The organism is Noviherbaspirillum sp. (genome assembly GCF_035254685.1).
Classification (GTDB): Bacteria; Pseudomonadota; Gammaproteobacteria; order Burkholderiales; family Burkholderiaceae_D; genus Noviherbaspirillum.
The window spans coordinates 256,574-276,060 of the sequence record NZ_DATFAI010000041.1 but is presented as its reverse complement, the minus strand read 5'-3'; the positions used below and the strand labels follow the sequence as shown (position 1 = coordinate 276,060).

Genomic DNA, 19,487 nt, shown 5'->3' with positions numbered 1-19,487 from the left:
ATGTATGGACGGCTCCATCAGATATGACCCCGGATCGGGCAATTAATTGCCGCGACGCCGCCATTGATGCGACGCAGGCGATCGTTATTTTTTCGCCCTACAATTGCTCCGTCGCATGATCACGACAGGGAGCGAGGACATGAACGATTTTCCGCAGGATATTTACACCGAACCGTCAAACATCGATGTCGACACGCTGGCCAATCTCGGCCCCCTGCGTCCGATGGCGGGTGTCTGGCGCGGCGCGCGCGGGCTGGACGTGAAACCGAAGGCCGATGGTCCGCGCAAGCAGGCCTATGTCGAGCGCATGGAGCTGCAGCCGATCGATCCGGTGACCAACGGGCCGCAGCTGTTTTACGGGCTCCGTTATTACATCCACATCACCAAGCCCGACAATGTAAAGACGTATCACGAACAGGTCGGCTACTGGCTGTGGGAGCCGGCTACCGGCACCGTCATCCACACGCTGGCCATCCCGCGCGGACAGATCGCGATGGCGATGGGCAGCGTGAGCGTGGACGCGAGGGAATTCGAGCTGGTCGCGCGCAAGGAGTCGGAGAACTACGGCATCCGCTCCAATCCCTTCCTCGACTATGCCTTCAACACCGTCGAATTCCGCATCCGCGTCAGCATCCACGACGACGGCAGTTGGTCCTACGAGGAAGACACCATCATGCTGATCCGCGGGAAGGACGAACCCTTCCACCACACCGACCGCAACACGCTGGTCCGGAGCGGCGAGCCCACGCCGAACCCGCTGGTGCGCTGAGGTGTAGCCGATTCGCTTACGTGCAGCCGGCCCGGCGAGGCTGCCCCTACTTCCTGTTGCCGCCCGCGGGTACGTTATCTTCCGGCCGTCCGTTGGTGTAGGTCGCCGCCTGCCTGCGCTCGCCCGGCGCGGGCCTGCCCTCCAGCGGCGGCAGGTCCTTCGCCTTCGACAGGTCGATGCCCGCAGCCTGGGCCACGCGCCGCCCGTAGTCATGGTCGCAATGCCACAGGTGCCATACCATGCGCAGCTGGATCGGCTCCGGGCATTGCTTCAGGTCGCCGCCGATGTTGGCGATCAGGTCTTCGCGCTCCCAGTCCTCGAAGCTGCGGTAGCGCTCGCCGGCCTGTCGGTAATCGTCGGCGGTGCGCGAAGTCTGATAGCGCCCGAGGTGGCCTTCCACCCACTGGTGGTATTCCTTCTCCGGCTTCGGCGCTTCGCGCAGCCCGCCCAGCGAGCTCGGCTCGTAGTTGATGTGCCGGTTCGCGCCGCTGTCGTCGACGTAATGCGCCATCTGTCCGTCGCGCTGGTTGGTGTGCGCGCGGGCCTTTTCCTGCGGTGCATTGACCGGCAACTGGAGGTAGTTGGGGCCGACGCGGTAGCGCTGCGTGTCCGAATACGACAGCGTGCGCCCCTGCAGCATCTTGTCATCTGAAAAATCGATGCCGTCCACCAGCACGCCGGTGCCGAACGCCGCCTGCTCCGTCTCCGCGAACACATTGTCCGGATTGCGGTCGAGCACCATGCGCCCCACCGGCAGCAGCGGGAATTTTTCTTCCGGCCAGAGCTTGGTGTCGTCGAGCGGATCGAAGTCCAGCTCGTCATGCGCGTCGTCCGTCATCAGCTGCACGCAGAATTCCCACTCCGGAAACTCGCTGCGCTCGATGGCGTCGTGCAGGTCCTTCGTTGCATGGCCCGTATCCTGCGCCTGGATGGCCGCCGCCTGCGCGGAAGTCAGGTTGCGCACACCCTGCTTCGGCCGCCAGTGGAACTTGACGAGGTGCGCCACACCTTCATCATTAACCAGCTTGTAGGTATTGACGCCGGCCCCTTCCATCTCGCGGTAGTTGGCCGGAATGCCCCACGGGCTTTTCACCCAGGTCAGCATGTGCAGGGCCTCGGGCGACTGCGAGATGAAATCGTAGAAGCGCCATGCCTCCTGGCGATTGGTCACGGGATCCGGCTTGAAGGCATGGATCATGTCGGGAAACTTGATCGCATCACGGATGAAGAACACCTTCAGGTTGTTGCCGACCAGGTCCCAGTTTCCGTCCACCGTCTTGAACTTGACCGCGAAGCCGCGCGGGTCGCGTGCCGTTTCCGGCGAATCCTTGCCGCCGATCACAGTGGAAAAGCGCACGAACACCGGCGTGCGCACGCCCGTTTCGTTGAGCACTTTTGCCCGTGTGTACTTCGATGCGGCTTCGTTGCCGATCTTGCCGTAGGCTTCGAACCAGCCGTGCGCGCCGGTCCCGCGCGCATGCACCACGCGCTCGGGAATCCGCTCGCGGTCGAAGTGCGTGATCTTTTCGATGAACTGATAGTTCTCCAATGTCGCCGGTCCGCGCTCTCCGACCGAGCGCAGCGACTGGTTGTCGCTGACCGGGTGGCCTTGGCGGGTAGTAAGGGCGGGGCGTTCGTCGCTCATGGCGTTCCTTTCGTGTGCGGGGAGGAAGTCAGATTGACAATGCGCCCTGCATTTCTATCCCGGTATCAGCAGCGTTGCAGGAAGGAACGTGGATGAGGGGCAGGTCTTGCGCTGTCTCAACGGATCGTTGTACGACGTCGGGTACCGTAGGGCGGCAGCGCTCGCTGCCATCGATCCACCTCGCAAGGAACAATGCCATGGCCGACCTGCCATTCCTGAGACGGATTGCCGCTCTCGCCGCTATCACCACCGCGCTGCTGCTCGCCGCCTGTTCGCCCTCGGGCAAGGAGCAGGCAGCGCCGGCAGCTCCGCCCCCGGCGGTACAGGCACCCGCACCTGCGCCGACCGCCCCGGCACGCGGCATCGAGTTGCCCAGCTTCGTCAAGCTCGTCAAGCAGGCCGGCCCGACGGTGGTGAACATCGGCGCGATCCAGAAAGGCAAGGCTTCGGGGCTGCGCCGAGGCGATCCGCTGTACGAATTCTTCCGCCGCTTCGGCGGTGTTCCCGATACCGGCGAAAGCCCGACGCTCAGCCTCGGTTCCGGTTTCATCATCAGCCAGGACGGCTACATCCTGACCAATGCGCATGTCATCGACCAGGCCGATGAAGTGATCGTCAAGCTCACCGACAAGCGCGAGTTCAAGGCCAAGGTGATCGGCGCCGACGTCTACACCGATGTGGCGCTCATCAAGATCAATGCGAACGCATTGCCGGTAGTGAAGATCGGCGATCCGTCGAAGGTCGATCCGGGCGAATGGGTGGCCGCCATCGGCGCTCCCTTCGGCTTCGAGAACAGCGTGACCGTCGGTGTTGTCAGCGCGAAAGGGCGGCTGCTTCCGAACGGCAGCTTCGTGCCTTTCATCCAGACCGACGTCGCCGTCAATCCCGGCAACTCGGGCGGCCCGCTGTTCAGCACGAACGGTGAAGTCATCGGCATCAATTCGCAGATCTACAGCGAGACCGGCGGTTACATGGGCATCTCCTTCGCCATTCCGATCGACATCGCGGTGGGCATCGCCAAGCAGTTGCGCGAAACCGGCAAGGTGGTGCGCGGCTACCTCGGCGTGCAGTTGCAGGAGCTGACGCAGGACATTGCCTCGTCGCTCGGACTGAAGGACACGAACGGCGCGCTGATCTCGGCCGTGCAGCGCGGTGGTCCGGCGGACAAGGCAGGCATCAAGCCGGGCGACGTCGTCGTGGCGTTCAACGGACAGCCGGTGCAGACTACTGCCGACTTCGCACGCCTGGTCGGTGAGACCAAGCCGGGCACGAGCGTCAGCATGGACGTGCTGCGAGGCGGCAAGAAGGAAACGGTGAAGGTCACACCGGGCGTGCTCAAGGGATAGGGCGATGGCGTCCTGATCCGGTCAGGCCGGCTCCTCCCCGGCGCCGGCGGGCGGGAGATGGTCGAAGCAGCCGCAGCCGGCTTCCGTTGCGATGATCCGGTGCAGATCGGCGAAGCGCGCCATCGCCTTGTCGACGAACAGCGGATCGGGCGGCGCCTGCGACAGCAGCATGCCGATGGCTTGCGCATCCGCATCGCCAAGTCGCGTGACCGCCAGCGGGAACAGCGCCAGTTCTTCCACCACCATGTTGTGCCGCAGGCGTTCCGCATACAGGCGGATCTCGATCGGCAGTTGCACCCACGACACCGTCTCCTCGCGCGCCGCCGATTCCAGGTCGCGCATCAGGTCCTGCCCCTGTTGCGCCAGCACCCGGTGCTGCCGCTCGATTTCCTCGCTCAGGCCGTTGTCGAGCGCGCCCTTGTTGCGCAAGGCCTCGACGATGCGGTCCTCCACCGGATGGTGGTGAACATCGGGAAACTGCGTCAGGTAAGACAGCACATCCACCAGCAGCTGGATTTCAGCCTGATCGGGCGGCAGTTCGGACAGCGAAGGTCGGAACCGCGACAGCAATCCGGCCAGTTTGTCGAGATTGCGGTGTTCCAGCTCAAGTTGTGTGACAAGCGCTTTCATGCGTGGCACCTTCAGGCAGCGGTCAGCACCGCTGGCCGCATAATGGCTTTCTGACTGGAACACCATTTGACCCCATATCAGCGGCGCGGTTCATGCTTTCGGTGTACCCTTTCGAAATGGAAAGAATGTCATCGACAACAACAAAGGAGCAAGCAATGGCAGGCCAATTCGAGATCAGCAACATGGCACTGTTCTGCGACTTCGAGAACATCGCCCTCGGCGTGCGCGACGCACGTTACGCGCACTTCGACATCCGCCGCGTGCTCGAGCGCCTGCTGCTGAAAGGCAGCATCGTCGTCAAGAAAGCCTACTGCGACTGGGACCGCTACAAGGACTTCAAGGCACCCATGCACGAAGCCGCGTTCGAGCTGATCGAAATCCCGCACGTGCGCCAGTCCGGCAAGAACTCCGCCGACATCCGCATGGTGGTCGACGCGCTCGATCTCTGCTACACCAAGTCGCATGTTGACTGCTTCGTCATCATCAGCGGCGACTCCGATTTCTCTCCGCTGGTCTCCAAACTCCGCGAGAACAACAAGTACGTGATCGGCATCGGCGTGAAGGACTCCACGTCTGACCTGCTCGCCGCCAACTGCGACGAATTCATTTTCTACGACGACCTCGTGCGCGAGCAGAAACCCAAGCGCAAGCCCGCCGAAAAGAAAGCGCCGGCGAAGAAGGCCGGGAATGGCGCCGCCAAAGCACCTGCACCAAAGAGCGAAGAAGACAAGCGCCAGGACGTGCTCGACTTCGCCGTCGAAACGGTGGAAGCCCTTGTGGCCGAGCGCGGCGATGACAAGATCTGGGGCTCGATGGTCAAGCAGACCATGAAGCGGCGGCGGCCCGGCTTCAACGAATCGGCCTACGGCTATCGCTCCTTCAAGGAGCTGATCGAGGACGCGCAGCGGCATGGGATGCTGCAGGTGGTGCGCGATGAGAAGACGGGGCAGTACACGGTGAGGCTCGGGGCAGGAGAGGAGTGAGGGCAGAGCTGGCCGGCGGATACGGGTCGCCGATGCGCGGAATCTGGTAGGCTGGGATGCATCCCAGCACACTTCAATCAGCTTTAGGATAGCCGGGATTGCATCCCAGCCTACCGGGCTCATTGAAATTCCCCGTTGTGTGAAGAGGTATTGAACGGGGACAGGCGATAGCGGGCGGCGGCGCGAACGTATTGAAGGAAATTGCCCTCACGGCCCTGGCATCGACGGGGAGCCGCAAAATGGTAGCGCCTTCCCCCGTGCGCGCCGCAGGAGAAGGCGGGGCCAAACCAGGCGCTTAGATCACGCCCTGGGAGAGCATTGCGTCGGCGACCTTGACGAAGCCGGCGATGTTGGCACCATCCACATAGCTCATCCGGCCATCCGCGCGCTTGCCGTATTCGAGACAGGCGGCATGGATGCCCTGCATGATCTGCAGCAGGCGCGCATCCACTTCCTCGCGCGGCCAGGACATGCGCACGGCATTCTGGCTCATTTCCAGTCCGGACGTGGCCACGCCGCCGGCATTACTGGCCTTGCCCGGGGCATACAGCACGCCAGCCGCTTCGAACGCCTTCGCCGCTTCGATGGTGGAGGGCATGTTGGCGCCTTCGGCGACGCACTGCACACCGTTCGCAATGAGCGTGGCGGCGTCCTTTTCATCGAGTTCATTCTGCGTTGCGCAGGGCAGAGCGATATCGACCGGGACGTGCCATGGGCGCACGCCGGCTTCGAAGCGCGTACCGGTGCGTTCGGCATAGTCGCTGACGCGGCCATAAAGGTGGTTCTTCACTTCCATCAGGACGGCGAGCTTTTCGGGGGTGAAGCCGTCTTCGTCGATGATCGTGCCGCTGGAGTCGGACACGGTGATCACCTTTGCGCCCAGCGCCATTGCCTTCTCGACCGCGTATTGCGCGACATTGCCCGAGCCCGACACGCTTACGCGCATTCCGTCAAAGGAACGGCCGCGCGTCTTGAGCATTTCGTCCGCGAAGTACACGGTGCCGTAGCCGGTCGCCTCCGGCCGGATCAGCGAGCCGCCAAAGCTCAATCCCTTGCCGGTGAAGACGCAGTCCGCGCGGTTGCTCAGCTTCTTCATCATTCCCGCCATGAAGCCGACTTCGCGGCCGCCCACGCCGATGTCGCCGGCAGGAACGTCGGTGTCCGAGCCGACATGACGGAACAGTTCGCTGACAAAGGCCTGGCAGAAACGCATTACTTCAGCAGGGCTCTTGCCCTTCGGATCGAAGTCGGAGCCGCCCTTGCCACCGCCCATCGGCAGGGTGGTGAGCGCGTTCTTGAAAGTCTGCTCGAACGCCAGGAACTTCAAGACTGACAAGGTCACCGACGGATGGAAACGGATGCCGCCCTTGTAGGGGCCGATCGCCATGCTGTGCTGGATGCGGTAGCCGCGGTTGACTTGCACCTGGCCGTGGTCATCGACCCAGGACACGCGGAACATGACAACGCGTTCGGGTTCGACGAGGCGGTCAAGCAGGCCTTGCTCGGCGTAGCGCGGATGCTTCTCGATGTAGGGCCACAGGCTTTCCATCACTTCCGTGACGGCTTGCAGAAATTCGGATTGGCCGGGATTGCGATCGGCCACATGTTGCACGAACTGGTGGACAGATTGGTATTTCATGGCGGCTTCGACAGGGGTGGTGAATAATTCCGGGACGCACCATTTTCGCACAGAAAACGGGATGAATTGGTGCGCGCCAGATCAAAGTGGTGCATGGCCGGGCGGGAGTTGCACCTTGTTTGTGCATAATACGGCTGCGTTGGCAGCCGTTGGCGGGAAGAGGAGAGAGGGGGGCCGCGGCAAACCGGATTTTGCCGGCGACCACATGGCTGGCTTCCGGCCGTGCGGGCTCTTCTCGAGCGTTGGGGCTTCAGTTCATGCCCGGCTTGTCAATGACAGTCCGGCACATCCTGATCCAGGTACACCTCGAACGCGATGTTTTGCACCGCTTTCTTCGTCAGCTGGTCGAGGTAGCCGCTGGCCATCCAGTCCTGCACGACTTGCGTGAGGAAGGTGGTGGTGTTGGTGTCGACCTTCGGCACGATCAGCGCAAGCGGCGCGCGCTGTGTCGAGTTGAGCGTGGCGGAAAACTTTTTCCACTCCGGCAGCTTGATCAGCTCTTCCAGGATGGTGTTGTCGTGCACGGCGGCATCGCATGCGCCGGTGCGCAGCGCGATGAGCGCGTCGGCTGGCGCCTTGAAAACCATTTCGACGGCGCCGTATTTCGCCGCCGGCATGCCGACGTAATGGCCGCTCTCCGACAGGCACACCTTGCGACCCTTCAGGTCGTCCCAGGACTTGATGGTGGTATCGCTGCGCATGATGGCCATCGGACCCGCGGCATAGCCGGTGGGGATGATGGTGGCCGAGCGCGGCAGGCGTGCCCTTTCCGTCAGCATCATGAGGGCGATGTCCGCCTTGGTTTCCACGCGCACCGTGGTGAGCGGGAGATTCAGGCGATGCGCGATGTCTTCCGCGAGCGCGGTATCGATGACCTCCGGCGTACGGAACTTGGTGCCGGCCTTGTATGCCGGGACGACGTAGCTGACGCCGGCAATGAGTTTCTTGCGGCGTTTGGCATGGTCGAGCGCCGGTGCGGCGAGGATGCCGGCGCACACTGCCACCAGCACAATCCCGAGCGCCGCCTTCTTCAGGCCCTTGCGCGTACCTGAAGAGGCGATCGTGCCGTGTCGGCGGAGGTGCGGATCAGACATACTGGTAGCGCAACACGCGATGCTTCAGTCTTTCGAGCAGGAGTTGGTCGATCAGCGGCGCGAGGATCGCGATCGCCAGGATATTGGTCATCACGCCGACCATGTCGGCGGTCTCACCTGCGTAGGACAGCGAGCGGCCCAAACCTTTCCCGAAGCCGACCAGCATCTCGCAGGAAATCAGCGCGCGCCAGGCATTGCCGAAGGCGAGCTGCGCGCCGGTGATGAGTTCCGGCATGACGGCCGGCAGATAGACGCGCTTGAGCATTTCCCAGCGCGATGCGCCCATCACGCGCGCGGCGGAGACGTGCACGTGCTGCACGCTCTCCGTCGCATTCATCACCGACAGTGCGGCGGGGAAGAAGGCAGCGACAGCGACCACGACGATGATCGGCGTGTTGCCGAAGCCCATGAGAATCAGGAACAGGGGTACCCAGGCGATCGAAGGAATTGATTGCAGGATGATGATCGCGGACTTGAGCACTTCCCGGAAGAAAAACAGGACCGCACCGATCAGGCCGAAGCCGACGCCGAGCAGCATGGCGATACCGTAGCCGACGGCGAGGCGCCCGAGGCTGCCCCCGAGCGCGGCGCGGAAATTGTCGGTCTGGATGTCCTGCCACAGGCGGGCAATGACGGTGGGCACGTCCGGCATCAGGAAAGCGGGAAGCGACCAGGCGGCGATCTGCCAGCCGAGGAGGATGAAGACAACCGCCAGTGCAAACGCGAGATACTTGCGGTGGCCGGAGATGCGGGTTCTGGTGCTCATATTCGTTCTGCTATAAATGCGATGGCCGGCGCGGGCCGGCCATCTTGTGCTCTTGTGCTTCGCCAAGTCTAGCAGAGGAAACGGATTCTTTCCCCCGCAACGGCGGCTGCCGCGGATCTTAGAGCTTCCGGTCTTTCTGCCAGCTCAGGTCGAGGATGTTCTTCACATCATACGGCTTGCCGTCGCGCGTCTTGAGCGATCCCTGCTCCTGCAGGATGCCGGCGATTTCCTGCATGCGCGCCTCGTCCTTCGCGGCGATCACCGGGCTGAATGTCTGGCTCTTGATGGCGTCCGTAATCACGGCTTCGCGCGGCACTTCGCCCTTCTTCAGGGTTTTGAGCGTCGGTTCGGAGATGAAATAGCCCGCGATCAGCTTGGCGGTATCGGACGGCTTCTTCTGCAGCATGGTGATGGCGTCGCGCTGTGCATCAAGCGACTTCCAGACGGCATCCTTGCGCTTCTTCAGCGTGTCGCCGGAGGTGATGACGACCATGCAGGGGAAAGGCCAGACTTCGCCGATCTCGTAGATCTGCTTCACCGGCGCGATCAGCTGCGCGATGGAAGCTTGCGGTTCGAACAGGAAGGCCGCATCGACGCGCTTGCCGACCAGCGATTGCACCGCCACCTGCGGGCTTACGCCCATGATGTTGACCTCATCCGGCTTCAGGTGCGCCTGCTTGAGCACCACGCCTTTCAGCACGGTGTCGGCGGTGCTGCCTTCGGCCTGCGACGCGAGCGTCTTGCCTTTCAGGTCGGCGACGGTCTTGATGCCGGAATCGTCACGCGCGATGAGGGCATGGTAGCCCTGCTGCGCGCCGCCCACCACTTTCAGGTCCGCGCCCTTGGAGGCCCAGGCCAGCGCATTGGTGAAGCCGAGCACGCCGGAGTCGAGCTGGCCGCCGACGATGGCCTTGATCAGGTCGGTGCCGGACTTGAATTCGACCAGTTCCACATCGAGGCCGTGCTTCTTGTAGAGGCCTGCTTCCTGCGCGACGATGGCTTGCGCGTCGTCCATCACGCGCAGGTAACCGACCTTGAATTTTTCATTGGCGAGGGCGTGGCCGTTGAACGCAACCACTGCCAGCGCCGCGACGAGAAATTTCGACAACTTCATATTCCTGCTCCTTCCAGTAATGCTGTGTTTTCTTCGTGCTCGGCATGGATGCCGAGCAATCCCAAAATCTCGCGGCGCACCGGCGCGAAATCCGACAGGTCGTGCGTCTTTTCATAGTGCGCGAGGTTGAATTCCTTCAGCACCGTCGCGGGCCGCTTGCTGAACACGAGGATGCGGTCGGCGAGGAACAGGGCCTCATCGACATCGTGCGTCACCAGCAGCACGGTCGGGCGCGCTTCGCGGATCAGGTCGCGCAGCGCATCCTGCAGCGTCATGCGCGTGAGGGCGTCGAGGGCGCCGAAAGGCTCGTCGAGCAGCAGCACCTTCGGATGCGTGATGAAGGCGCGCGCCAGCGCCGCGCGCTGCCGCATGCCGCCGGAAACCTGGTGCGGGTAGTAATCCTCGAAGCCCTTCAGATTGACCTTCTCCAGCCACGCGGCGGCCTGCGCGCGTGCCTGCTTCTTGTCCACCTTCTGCAGTTCGAGCGCCATCGCGACGTTCTGCGCCAGCGTCATCCACGGATAAAGCGCGTTTTCCTGGAACATCAGCATGCGTTCCGGATTCGGCCCCTGTACCGGCTTGCCGTCGACAAGGAGCTGGCCAGCGCTCGGCTTTTCCAGGCCGGCGGCGATGTGCAGCAGGGTCGACTTGCCGCAGCCGGACGGGCCGACGAGGGCAATCAGTTCGCCTTCCTCGACCTCGCGGCTGAAGGTTTTGATGACCTGCAGGTCGCCGAAACGCTTCTCGATATTGTTAAACGCTAGGTTCATTCAAATCATTTCTTGCCGCCGGGACGGCGCACGATGGAAACGCTGGGAGTCGTTGCGGATGTGCGTACATTGGAAATGTTCGCGCGATTCTTAATTACTTTTCGCAATATCGAACTTTAATGATGGATGTTGGCAAGGACAACAATTTTTCCGAACTATGCTTATTCGGAAATCGCATAAGAGCCTGACGCATCGCAAAGCCGTCCGCACCGGATTGGCAAGCATGAGTGAAGTGTTGATGAAACGGTAATGGCAATTACCATTTCGTTAACATCACGCGCTGGGTAGCGGCTCAATGCCTTTTTGACAGCAGCGTGGCCGAATAGATGCGCGATGGAGGAAGGCATGGTGTATGAACTGTATTACTGGCCGGAGATCCAGGGGCGCGGTGAGTTCATCCGCCTCGCGCTGGAAGAAGCGGGCGCTGACTACGTCGATGTGGCGCGCCGTTCCGAGCGCAGCGGCATGGGCACGGCGGCAATGTTCCGCTTCATGGACGACGAGGCTGTGCCGTGTCCGCCATTCGCGCCGCCCTTCCTGAAAGCCGGCGACCAGATCATCGCGCAGACCGCGAACATCCTGCTGTTCCTCGGCCCGCGCCTCGGGCTAGTGCCGGAGGATGAAGGCGGGCGGCTCTGGGTACATCAGCTGCAGCTCACGATCGCGGACATGCTGGTCGAAGTGCACGACACGCATCATCCGATCGCCGCAAGTCTTTACTACGATGAGCAAAAGCCGGAAGCCCTGCGCCGTGCCACCGAGTTCACGGTTTCGCGCCTCCCGAAGTTCCTTGGCTATTTTGAAAGTGTGCTGGCGCGCAATCCTGCGGGGAATGGCTGGATGGTGGGCGACGCATTGACTTACGCCGACTTGTCGATGTTTCAAATGATGGCCGGCCTGCGCTACGCCTTTCCGCGCAACATGCAGCGCATCGAACCGGGCTATCCCTTGCTCGTCGCCTTGCATGACCGCGTCGCCGAGCGCAAGCGGATCAAGGCCTATCTGAAATCAAAACGAAGGATTCCGTTCAACAACGACGGCATTTTCCGACAGTACAAGGAACTGGACGCATAGGCAGACTGCTCACCGGAGCGTCGGCGTTATGGCGGCATGTGCGGAGTATCCACGGAAGATACCAATTCGTTGTTGAAGTTCGTGTCGCTTGCGAGCATTTATTACGCTTCGGTCGCCACATAAAAACCCTTGTCCACGGAAAACACGGAAAACACGAAAGATATTTTTAGTTTTTTTTCCGTGTTTTCGGTGTTTTCCGTGGACAAGGGTTTTTGCAACAGCTGCGCAGCCGCCTAAGCTCGCAAATACAAGAGCATCCTGATTTTTCGTGTCATCCGTACGCGGGAATCCTTTTAGTGGATGAGCAACTCCACTGTACCCAGGCGATCTACTCGCGCGCGGTGCGCTTGCGGCGCTCGATCGGAGATGAAGGAAGTTCCACCGGCGGCACCGGCGTTCCATTGGCCTGGACGAACGCTTCCAGCGCGCTGAACAGCGCGTTGATGGTCGGCTTGCCGAAGGTTTTTTCGATTTCCTCGTATTGCGCATCGATCAGCGGTGCGATTTCGCTGATCAGGCGGTCACCCTTCGGCGCCAGGCGCACCATCACCCGACGCTGGTCCTCCGGCAGTCGCGCGCGGCGCACCAGTCCCATGTCCTCCATGCGCGCCAGCACGCCTGCCATGCTGGGGCTCTGGATCTGGCACAGGTCGCACAACTCGCGCGGTTCGAGCTGGCCGTGTTCATCCAGCACGCGCAGGATGCGCCACTGCTGCTCCGTCACGCCGAAGTGGTTGAGGATAGGCCGGAAATGCGACATCAGGCTCTCGCGCGCTTTCAGGAAAAGCTGCGGCAGGTTGCGATAGGTAATGCGATGCTTCATCGGTCCTCCGGGAGGCGCTTTTGCAACGAGGGTCAGGAAAATGCATTATACCCATTGACTCGCTAATATATTAGTGATTTAATCGCTCACATATTAGTAAACTGCTCGCGGAACACCTGCGAATACCTCCGATATTCGTACCGGCACGGCCACATCTCCCCCATGGCAAGACCACGCCAGCGCATGGAACCCCCATGCGGCGGGAGCCGCATACCTCGAACGACGCGACGGTTTCATCGACCACGACCGATTTCACAAAGGAGACTATCTTGCTGAACCCGATCCGACTGACCCGTTACGATGAACGTATCCGCATGCCCGCGTTGCGGGAGAAGGTGACCTCTGCCGCGGAAGCCGCCGTGTGGGTGAAGGACGGCATGACCGTCGGCATGAGCGGCTTTACCCGTGCCGGCGACGCCAAGGTGGTGCCGTTCGCGCTCGCCGAGCGCGCGCGCCACGAGAAGTTGCAGATCACGCTGATGACCGGCGCATCGCTCGGCAATGACGTCGACCGTACGCTCACCGAAGCCGGTGTGCTCGCGCGCCGCATCCCGTTCCAGTCCGATCCGGTGCTGCGCAACGCGATCAATCGCGGAGAGGTCATGTACGTCGACCACCATCTTTCCGAAACCGTCGAACTGCTGCGCACGAAGCAGATCGCGCCGATCGACGTGGCCATCATCGAAGCCGCGGCGATCACCGAGACCGGCGCCATCATTCCGACCACCTCGGTCGGCAACAGCGCCAGCTTCGCCATCCTGGCCGACAAGGTGATCGTGGAAATCAACCTGACGCAACCGGCCGAACTCGAAGGCCTGCACGACGTCTTCATTCCGAAGCGCCGCCCCGAGCGCGAACCGATCCCGATCATGGGGGTGGAAGACCGCGTCGGCACCACGGCAATCGAAATTCCGCCGGAGAAGATCGTCGCCATCGTCATTACCGAAAAGCTCGACAGCTCTTCCACCATCCTGCCGCCGGACGGCGAGACGGCCGCCATCGCACGGCACCTGGTCGAGTTCTTCAAGAAGGAAGTCAAGCTGGGACGCCTGACCGAAAGCCTGCTGCCGCTGCAGGCCGGCATCGGCACCATCGCGAACGCCGTCATGTCGGGATTCATCGACAGCCCCTTCGAGCATCTGCGCATGTATTCGGAAGTGCTGCAGGATTCGACCTTCGAACTGTTCGACGCCGGCAAGCTGGATTTCGCCTCCGGTTCCTCGATCACTCTGTCGCCGGAGAAAAGCGCCTCCGTGTTCGCCGACATCGAGCGCTACAAGGACCGTCTCGTGCTGCGCCCGCAGGAGGTGAGCAATCATCCGGAAGTGATCCGCCGCCTCGGCATCATCGCACTCAACACTGCGCTGGAGGCCGACATTTACGGCAACGTGAATTCCACGCACGTGCAGGGCACGCACATGATGAACGGCATCGGCGGTTCGGGCGATTTCGCGCGCAATGCCTACCTGTCGATCTTCGCAACGAAGTCGATTGCGAAGGGCGGCAAGATCTCAAGCATCGTGCCGATGGTCTCGCATGTAGACCACACCGAGCACGACGTCGACATCCTCGTCACCGAAGTCGGGCTGGCCGACCTGCGCGGACTGGCGCCGCGTGAACGCGCGCAGGTCGTCATTCAGAACTGCGTGCCGTCGCCTTACAAGGAAATGCTCGAAGAGTATGTGGCCGAGGCCAATGCGCGCGGCGGCCATACGCCGCACGTGCTGGAGAAGGCATTCTCCTGGCATGAACGCTATCGCGAAACCGGTTCGATGCTGCCGAACAGGCACGCCAGCGACAGGTAAGCAAGACTAGGGTACTGCCTGCGGCGCGGGCAGTACGGCTTCCACTTCCGATGTCGCCGCAACTACCTGCGGCGTGCCCTTGCCGCGTAGCGCATAACGGTTCAGCCCTGCCATATGGCTGCGGCAAAAATACTCCGGCCAGTTGATCAGGCCCGGATCCACCGGGAACATTGCGCGTTCTTCGCTGGCGAAACGCTGCGCCAGCGCCAGCAGGCGCGTGTGGTGGAAGCGGTAGCGCGGCTGCGTATAGAACGAGAAGGTCACCGCGAGCGTCTGCGTGGTGCGCAGTTTCTCCATCGCACGCGATTCGCCGGCCATTCCCAGCACGCGGCGTGCACCCGTCCACAGCTTGAGCCCGGCCTGCATCGCGCTCATCGCGAAGCGGAAGGTCGCATGGTTCACGACGCGGAAATCATGCGTCGGCTCCGTGAGGAACAGGCGGTCATACTGCTGCCAGTTGCGCTTGCATTCGTCCTGCAGGAGTTTGATCACTTCGCCGATCCGCACCGGATTGCCCAGTCCGCTGCTGCACTGGTAGATACGATGTTGCGCCGGGTCCATCAGCGCCTCGGCGGCGGCCAGGATGATGCCGTTGGCGACCAGATCTGCAGGGATGATGTCAATCACGCCATCCGGTTTCGCCGGAAAAAAATCGGTCTTGCCGCGCGCGTAGGCGAGGATGATCGCGTCGGCCACCTTCACTCCCTCGACCCAGCCCGGTGCCGGTTCCTGCAGCGTGCTTTCGATGATCGCGGGGCGCACGATGCTCAATGCACGTCCCTGCATCCCGCGCATCGCAAGCTGTTCTCCCATCCATTTGGTGAAGGTGTAAGTGTCGTTCCAGCCATAGCGGTTCGCCTCGCGGATGCCAAGTTCGGTCAGGCGGCGCTCGCGCAGCTTGGGCTCCGTCACGCTCGCCTTCACTTTCTCGATCTTCTGTTGCAGCTTGCCGATCAGCGCTTCCATGTCGTAGTAGCCGTCGCGATGACGTGTGATCGACGCACCGGCCGGATGCACAATCTGCTCGCGCATCTCGCCGCGGTGGTAGCCATTCACGTAGCAGGTTGAAATCTGCACCAGCGGCACGTCGGCGGCGCGCGCCAGCGCGGTGAGGTGATGCAGGCTCAATGCATTGATCGCCAGCGCCTGGTCGAGCGGCTCACGGAAATCCACGCTGGCGGCGGCGTTGATCACCACGTCCACGCGCGACGCCAGCTCAACGAACCTGAGTGCCGGCAGGCCGAAATTCGGCTCGGTCACTTCACCGGTGATGCATTCGATCCGTTCGTTGAAAAAGCGTTCGAGATGATCCGGCGTCTCCGCGCGCAGCCTGTCGAACACCGACGACGTGGCGATCTCCCGCTCGAAGCGTTCGCGCGCGCTGTCACTGCCTCGTCCGCGCCGGATCAGCAGGACCACGCATCCGATGTCGGGCACGGACCGGATCAGTTTCTCGAGAACGACCTTGGCCAGAAAACCGGTGGTGCCGGTCAACAGGACCCGCTTGCCGGACAATGCCTTTACGCTCAGGATGCGGTCGCTTCGTTTCATGCTTTCATCTCTCAGTCTCGGCGGAATGGTGCAACCCGTTCCCGCCACACGGTTGCGGTCAGATGATGCGGGTCAGCCGGAACATGGCGAACATGGCGAGGCCCGGCATGGCATTGCGATGGCAGCAATAGGTCTTCTCGACCACGCCCTGGAAGCGCGACTTGGCGAATTCCAGCCCCTTGAAGTTGTACAGGAAGTCCATGCGCTCGCGGATGACGGACATCGTGCGGCGCAGCAGCTTCGATTCCTGCGGCTCGACGCCGTCGGCCAGCATCAGCGGCACCAGGCCAAGGTCGAGGTAGGGCACGCCCTCCGCCTTGAAGACCTCCATCGCGTGCACCATCAGCGCGTACCACAAGCCCTGCTTGAAATTGGCAGAGGAGCGCGAAATGTTCGGCACGTAGCTGATCAGCTTGCCGTTCTGGTAGATCGGGTCGAAGAACACGAAGCCGACCGCTTCGCCGTGGTGGTACGCATAGAAATAGCGCGTGCCTTCACGGTAGTCAATCAGCATCGGCCGAATCAGGAAACGGATCTCGTTGTTCTTGCAACGGCGCGTGCGGATCCAGGCTTCAGAGATGCGCTTTGCCTCGGGATTGAAGCCAGCCTCGCGGATCTCGATGCCCTGGTTGCGCGCCTGGTTGATCGCGGTGCGAATGACCTGCTTCTTCGAGCCGCGCAAGGACCAGTTCGTCAGGTCGACCTTCGATTCACTGCCGAACTGCGTGCCGTAATAGCCGTAGCGCCGATGCAGATGGTCGACCACCGGCTTGCTCACCTGCACGAACATCGCCTTCGGATATCGCGCAAGGAAACGGTCCAGCAGATGCGCGCGATGCTGGGGTGCGCACACCGGGTCGGCCAGGGCGAAGCGCATGCCCATGTGGTGTGCATAAGCCACATAGCCCATGCCGGGCACGTCGAAATACGATATGTCGGGCTGCATCGTCGAGAACGCCATCGAATGCGAGCCGAACTGTTTCAGACACGCGATGCGGCGCGCCATGTCGAGCTGCGCCACGCTCGTGGAAATGGGCCTATCCAGCGCAAAAGCCTGATCAGACAAAGGGACCTCCATAGTTATGGGCTGGTGAGCGAGCGACGGGTCTTTCTTCAGTGTGTGCATGGGAGCCTGCCAGAACACCGAAACGCCGGCACGGCATGACGCGGGCAACACGCTGCCATGCCCGGTGCCCGGGGCGATCAGGGAAGCGTGGCCGGCTGCCGGCCGGAATCAGACTGGCTTCTTGCCGAGGACGGACCAGTAGCAATTCAGCAGCAACAACCGGAAGTGCCTTTGCTCGCGGATGTGCAGCCCGAGTCGCTTCATCCACTCCGGATAGTTGTAGATCTTGTGGACCGCATTGCCGGCGAAGGCCCAGAAGAACAGGACGGCGCCATACCAGTAGGCGACCTTCACTGCGCGCGAGAGAAAATTGCCGGTCGGGTAGGAGAAGTCGCCGACCACCACGTCGGCGCCCGGCTTGCCGAGCTTGATCAGGTGCTCCAGCACGCGCACCATCATCGCTTCGTCAAAGACGTTCAGGAAGAAGTTCGCGACCACCATGTCGTACTGCTCATGCTCCGCGACCTTCATGATGTCGCTGTGCACCTGGCGGATCTTGACGGTGATGCCTTCCTTGTCCAGGTTGCGCTGGAAGTTCTTCAGCATCGTTTCCGACAGGTCGACCACGGTCACCTCGGCACCGAGCTTGGCCGCGTGCACCGCATCCATGCCGTGGCCGACGCCGGCGAACAGCACCTTGTCGCCCGGCTTCAGGTGATCCAGCATCGCGACCTTGCAATGATGAATCGACTTGCCGCTGTAGAACGCGCTCAACCAATCGTAAATAGGACCAACCAGCTTGTATTTGTCTTTCATCGCTTCATCCTCAGGTCTTTTCAACCTTGTCGTTGGCGCCGGCGGAACCTGCCGCCGGCGTGTCTCCTCGCTCCATGGGAGCGGTGCCCGCTCTGCATTCCTTCTGCCGCACGCTCCGTTTCGATTCACGCGCAGCGAACGGAGAGGCAGCACTAGAGCGTTAAGAGTAAGCCAAGACAAAAAATAAACATCGCGTTTCACCTTGGCTTCGCAAGCCAAATTGATGACCTTGAAAGTCACGAGGCAGGGAGTTTTCCTGGGGGAATTTTTGTGCTTGCGACGACGCGAGACGAGAGGCGGAGTGGCTCTGTCGGGATGCTTGCGGGAGATCAAGCGAAGGGCTGGCGCAGGCCGGGAATGGATGGGACGGCACACGCGCCGTCCCATCCATGTTCAACGGACTATCAACGTGATGGATACATCCGGATCCATGCATTGCCCACGATGCCGCCGCCGCTGACCGGCGGTTGATTGTTCACGGTCACTGGCTTGCCGACGAGGTTCTGCCAGTCGCTGCCGAAGGGCCGTTGGATCTGCATCGAGGACAGGGTGAGATTCATGGTGAAGTGCCCCGCGATGTTTTCCAGCCCGGCGAGCTTGGTCCCGGCCTGCGAGAAGCCGGTTTCCAGGTCAAGGAAGAGGAACACGCTGGTGGTGTCACCATGACTGTCGGGTACCTGGGTCACCGGCAGCAGCCGCACCGTGCCGGTCGGTGCGGGAATGTCTGCGCGTACCTCGGTACCGGCGGCGGTGCGCCCATACACATGGATCTGCGCGCCGTCCTGGACCTTCACGGAAACCAGCTCGCCGGTATCGCTGGTGGACATCTCTACCTTGTCGATGACGAAGCGCATGATCTCCGCTGCCTCGCCGGTGCCGATGCCGGGTGAATCGCTGCGTTCGGTGAGGTCGATGGCGATCCGTCCCACCGCCTTCTGGTTCGCCACGACCTGGCCGGAAACCGTGGGCTGGGCGAACTTGCCGATACGGATGCCGAATGCGGCGATCGGTGCGGCGGGCGCGGCAGCGGGCGGCTGGATGCCGCAGGTTCCGTCGATCTCGACATGGCATCCCGCGCTGACGACGTCGATGTTCAGCGGCGGCGGCTGTGTGCTACCGGATGCGACATCCACGATCCCCGAATCCGTTTCGAATTCGGTGAGGGTGACGGGAAGATAGATCACCCTGTTCCTTCTGATGTAGAGGATCTGGTCGGCAACCACATCGAAAAAGCCTTTCAGCGACTGATCCGTAACGGTCGAAGTGTCGGACGGATTGCCCGCCGGCGGCGGGTTGGTCGTGCCCGTGTTCGGCGCGGGCGCGGGTGTGGGTGCAGGTGCAGGTGTGGGGGCTGGTGTGGTGCCGGCTGGCGTTGTGCTGGACGGTGGCGTGCTTGGGGCAGGAGTGCTTGAGGGCGCCGTGCCGGAACTCGATGCGCCGGCCGCCGTTGGTGTGGTGGACGGCGTGCTGCCGGAGGAGGGCAGCGTGCCGGCACCGCTGCCCGGTGAACCGCCGCCGCCGCCACAGGCAACGAGCAACGCCGATGCAGCAAAGAGAAACGGAACAATCTTTTTCTCGTACATGTCAGGCCTTCCT

16 protein-coding genes and 1 pseudogene are annotated in these 19,487 nt (G+C 62.1%); 5 read left to right on the top strand and 12 right to left on the bottom strand.

What is annotated here, in order from left to right:
* Positions 1-139: 139 nt before the first annotated feature.
* Positions 140-769, top strand: coding sequence for an FABP family protein (locus tag VJ698_RS18890; protein ID WP_324104350.1), 630 nt, complete (start codon positions 140-142; stop codon positions 767-769).
* Positions 770-815: 46 nt separating this feature from the next.
* On the opposite strand, the gene VJ698_RS18885 is transcribed toward VJ698_RS18890, so the two are convergent.
* Positions 816-2,414, bottom strand: coding sequence for a catalase (locus VJ698_RS18885; RefSeq protein WP_324104349.1), 1,599 nt, complete (start codon positions 2,412-2,414; stop codon positions 816-818).
* A 197-nt stretch (positions 2,415-2,611) separates the two neighbouring features.
* Between VJ698_RS18885 and VJ698_RS18880 the strand changes: the two genes are divergently transcribed.
* Positions 2,612-3,760, top strand: coding sequence for a Do family serine endopeptidase (locus VJ698_RS18880; RefSeq protein ID WP_324104348.1), 1,149 nt, complete (start codon positions 2,612-2,614; stop codon positions 3,758-3,760).
* 21 nt (positions 3,761-3,781) lie between these two features.
* Here VJ698_RS18880 and VJ698_RS18875 read toward each other — a convergent pair whose 3' ends face one another.
* Positions 3,782-4,390, bottom strand: coding sequence for a hemerythrin domain-containing protein (locus VJ698_RS18875; protein ID WP_324104347.1), 609 nt, complete (start codon positions 4,388-4,390; stop codon positions 3,782-3,784).
* Positions 4,391-4,545: 155 nt separating this feature from the next.
* Here VJ698_RS18875 and VJ698_RS18870 point away from each other — a divergent pair.
* Positions 4,546-5,352: pseudogene (locus tag VJ698_RS18870) on the top strand (NYN domain-containing protein); the annotation flags it as partial.
* Between the two features lie 316 nt (positions 5,353-5,668).
* Here the strand turns inward: VJ698_RS18870 and gdhA are convergent.
* The 5 genes from gdhA to VJ698_RS18845 all read right to left on the bottom strand — a co-directional run bounded on the left by gdhA (position 5,669) and on the right by VJ698_RS18845 (position 10,756).
* Entirely contained in the window at positions 5,669-7,012 is a 1,344-nt protein-coding gene (gdhA, locus tag VJ698_RS18865; protein WP_324104346.1) for an NADP-specific glutamate dehydrogenase, read from the bottom strand.
* Between the two features lie 269 nt (positions 7,013-7,281).
* Complete coding sequence (locus VJ698_RS18860; protein WP_324104345.1) at positions 7,282-8,106, bottom strand: transporter substrate-binding domain-containing protein; 825 nt, start codon at positions 8,104-8,106, stop codon at positions 7,282-7,284.
* Complete coding sequence (locus VJ698_RS18855; RefSeq protein ID WP_324104344.1) at positions 8,099-8,872, bottom strand: ABC transporter permease; 774 nt, start codon at positions 8,870-8,872, stop codon at positions 8,099-8,101. The genes VJ698_RS18860 and VJ698_RS18855 overlap by 8 nt, the downstream gene beginning before the upstream one ends.
* Before the next feature lie 118 nt (positions 8,873-8,990).
* On the bottom strand, positions 8,991-9,986 hold the full coding sequence (locus VJ698_RS18850; RefSeq protein WP_324104343.1) for an ABC transporter substrate-binding protein: 996 nt from the start codon (positions 9,984-9,986) through the stop codon (positions 8,991-8,993).
* Entirely contained in the window at positions 9,983-10,756 is a 774-nt protein-coding gene (locus tag VJ698_RS18845; RefSeq protein WP_324104342.1) for an ABC transporter ATP-binding protein, read from the bottom strand. Before VJ698_RS18845 ends, VJ698_RS18850 begins: the two co-directional genes overlap by 4 nt.
* A gap of 345 nt (positions 10,757-11,101) precedes the next feature.
* Between VJ698_RS18845 and VJ698_RS18840 the strand changes: the two genes are divergently transcribed.
* The gene (locus VJ698_RS18840) at positions 11,102-11,830 is read left to right on the top strand and encodes a glutathione S-transferase (protein ID WP_324104341.1); all 729 of its coding nucleotides are present in this window, start codon (positions 11,102-11,104) and stop codon (positions 11,828-11,830) included.
* Between the two features lie 328 nt (positions 11,831-12,158).
* Here VJ698_RS18840 and hpaR read toward each other — a convergent pair whose 3' ends face one another.
* The gene (gene hpaR, locus VJ698_RS18835; RefSeq protein ID WP_324104340.1) at positions 12,159-12,653 is read right to left on the bottom strand and encodes a homoprotocatechuate degradation operon regulator HpaR; all 495 of its coding nucleotides are present in this window, start codon (positions 12,651-12,653) and stop codon (positions 12,159-12,161) included.
* Between the two features lie 314 nt (positions 12,654-12,967).
* Between hpaR and VJ698_RS18830 the strand changes: the two genes are divergently transcribed.
* Positions 12,968-14,458 (top strand): acetyl-CoA hydrolase/transferase family protein, encoded by a 1,491-nt coding sequence (locus VJ698_RS18830; RefSeq protein ID WP_324104550.1) that lies wholly within the window; start codon positions 12,968-12,970, stop codon positions 14,456-14,458.
* 6 nt (positions 14,459-14,464) lie between these two features.
* Here VJ698_RS18830 and VJ698_RS18825 read toward each other — a convergent pair whose 3' ends face one another.
* From VJ698_RS18825 to VJ698_RS18810, 4 genes are all read right to left on the bottom strand, one after another.
* A complete protein-coding gene (locus VJ698_RS18825; protein ID WP_324104339.1) occupies positions 14,465-16,009 on the bottom strand; it encodes a fatty acyl-CoA reductase in 1,545 nt (514 codons plus the stop codon).
* Between the two features lie 58 nt (positions 16,010-16,067).
* Positions 16,068-17,075 carry a DUF2156 domain-containing protein gene (locus tag VJ698_RS18820; RefSeq protein ID WP_324104338.1) on the bottom strand — a complete coding sequence of 336 codons (1,008 nt, stop codon included), beginning with the start codon at positions 17,073-17,075 and terminating at the stop codon, positions 16,068-16,070.
* A gap of 168 nt (positions 17,076-17,243) precedes the next feature.
* Positions 17,244-17,891: a class I SAM-dependent methyltransferase gene (locus VJ698_RS18815; RefSeq protein WP_324104337.1), complete on the bottom strand. Its 648-nt coding sequence runs from the start codon at positions 17,889-17,891 to the stop codon at positions 17,244-17,246.
* Between the two features lie 404 nt (positions 17,892-18,295).
* Positions 18,296-19,474, bottom strand: a complete 1,179-nt coding sequence (locus tag VJ698_RS18810) for a hypothetical protein (protein ID WP_324104336.1) — start codon at positions 19,472-19,474, stop codon at positions 18,296-18,298.
* Between the last annotated feature and the right edge of the window lie 13 nt (positions 19,475-19,487).

Coding starts and splice junctions, on each gene's coding strand:
- VJ698_RS18890 (WP_324104350.1), top strand. CDS start 140: ATGAACGATTTTCCGCAGGATATTTACACCGAACCGTCAAACATCGAT.
- VJ698_RS18885 (WP_324104349.1), bottom strand. CDS start 2,414: ATGAGCGACGAACGCCCCGCCCTTACTACCCGCCAAGGCCACCCGGTC.
- VJ698_RS18880 (WP_324104348.1), top strand. CDS start 2,612: ATGGCCGACCTGCCATTCCTGAGACGGATTGCCGCTCTCGCCGCTATC.
- VJ698_RS18875 (WP_324104347.1), bottom strand. CDS start 4,390: ATGAAAGCGCTTGTCACACAACTTGAGCTGGAACACCGCAATCTCGAC.
- gdhA (WP_324104346.1), bottom strand. CDS start 7,012: ATGAAATACCAATCTGTCCACCAGTTCGTGCAACATGTGGCCGATCGC.
- VJ698_RS18860 (WP_324104345.1), bottom strand. CDS start 8,106: ATGTCTGATCCGCACCTCCGCCGACACGGCACGATCGCCTCTTCAGGT.
- VJ698_RS18855 (WP_324104344.1), bottom strand. CDS start 8,872: ATGAGCACCAGAACCCGCATCTCCGGCCACCGCAAGTATCTCGCGTTT.
- VJ698_RS18850 (WP_324104343.1), bottom strand. CDS start 9,986: ATGAAGTTGTCGAAATTTCTCGTCGCGGCGCTGGCAGTGGTTGCGTTC.
- VJ698_RS18845 (WP_324104342.1), bottom strand. CDS start 10,756: ATGAACCTAGCGTTTAACAATATCGAGAAGCGTTTCGGCGACCTGCAG.
- VJ698_RS18840 (WP_324104341.1), top strand. CDS start 11,102: ATGGTGTATGAACTGTATTACTGGCCGGAGATCCAGGGGCGCGGTGAG.
- hpaR (WP_324104340.1), bottom strand. CDS start 12,653: ATGAAGCATCGCATTACCTATCGCAACCTGCCGCAGCTTTTCCTGAAA.
- VJ698_RS18830 (WP_324104550.1), top strand. CDS start 12,968: ATGCCCGCGTTGCGGGAGAAGGTGACCTCTGCCGCGGAAGCCGCCGTG.
- VJ698_RS18825 (WP_324104339.1), bottom strand. CDS start 16,009: ATGAAACGAAGCGACCGCATCCTGAGCGTAAAGGCATTGTCCGGCAAG.
- VJ698_RS18815 (WP_324104337.1), bottom strand. CDS start 17,891: ATGAAAGACAAATACAAGCTGGTTGGTCCTATTTACGATTGGTTGAGC.
- VJ698_RS18810 (WP_324104336.1), bottom strand. CDS start 19,474: ATGTACGAGAAAAAGATTGTTCCGTTTCTCTTTGCTGCATCGGCGTTG.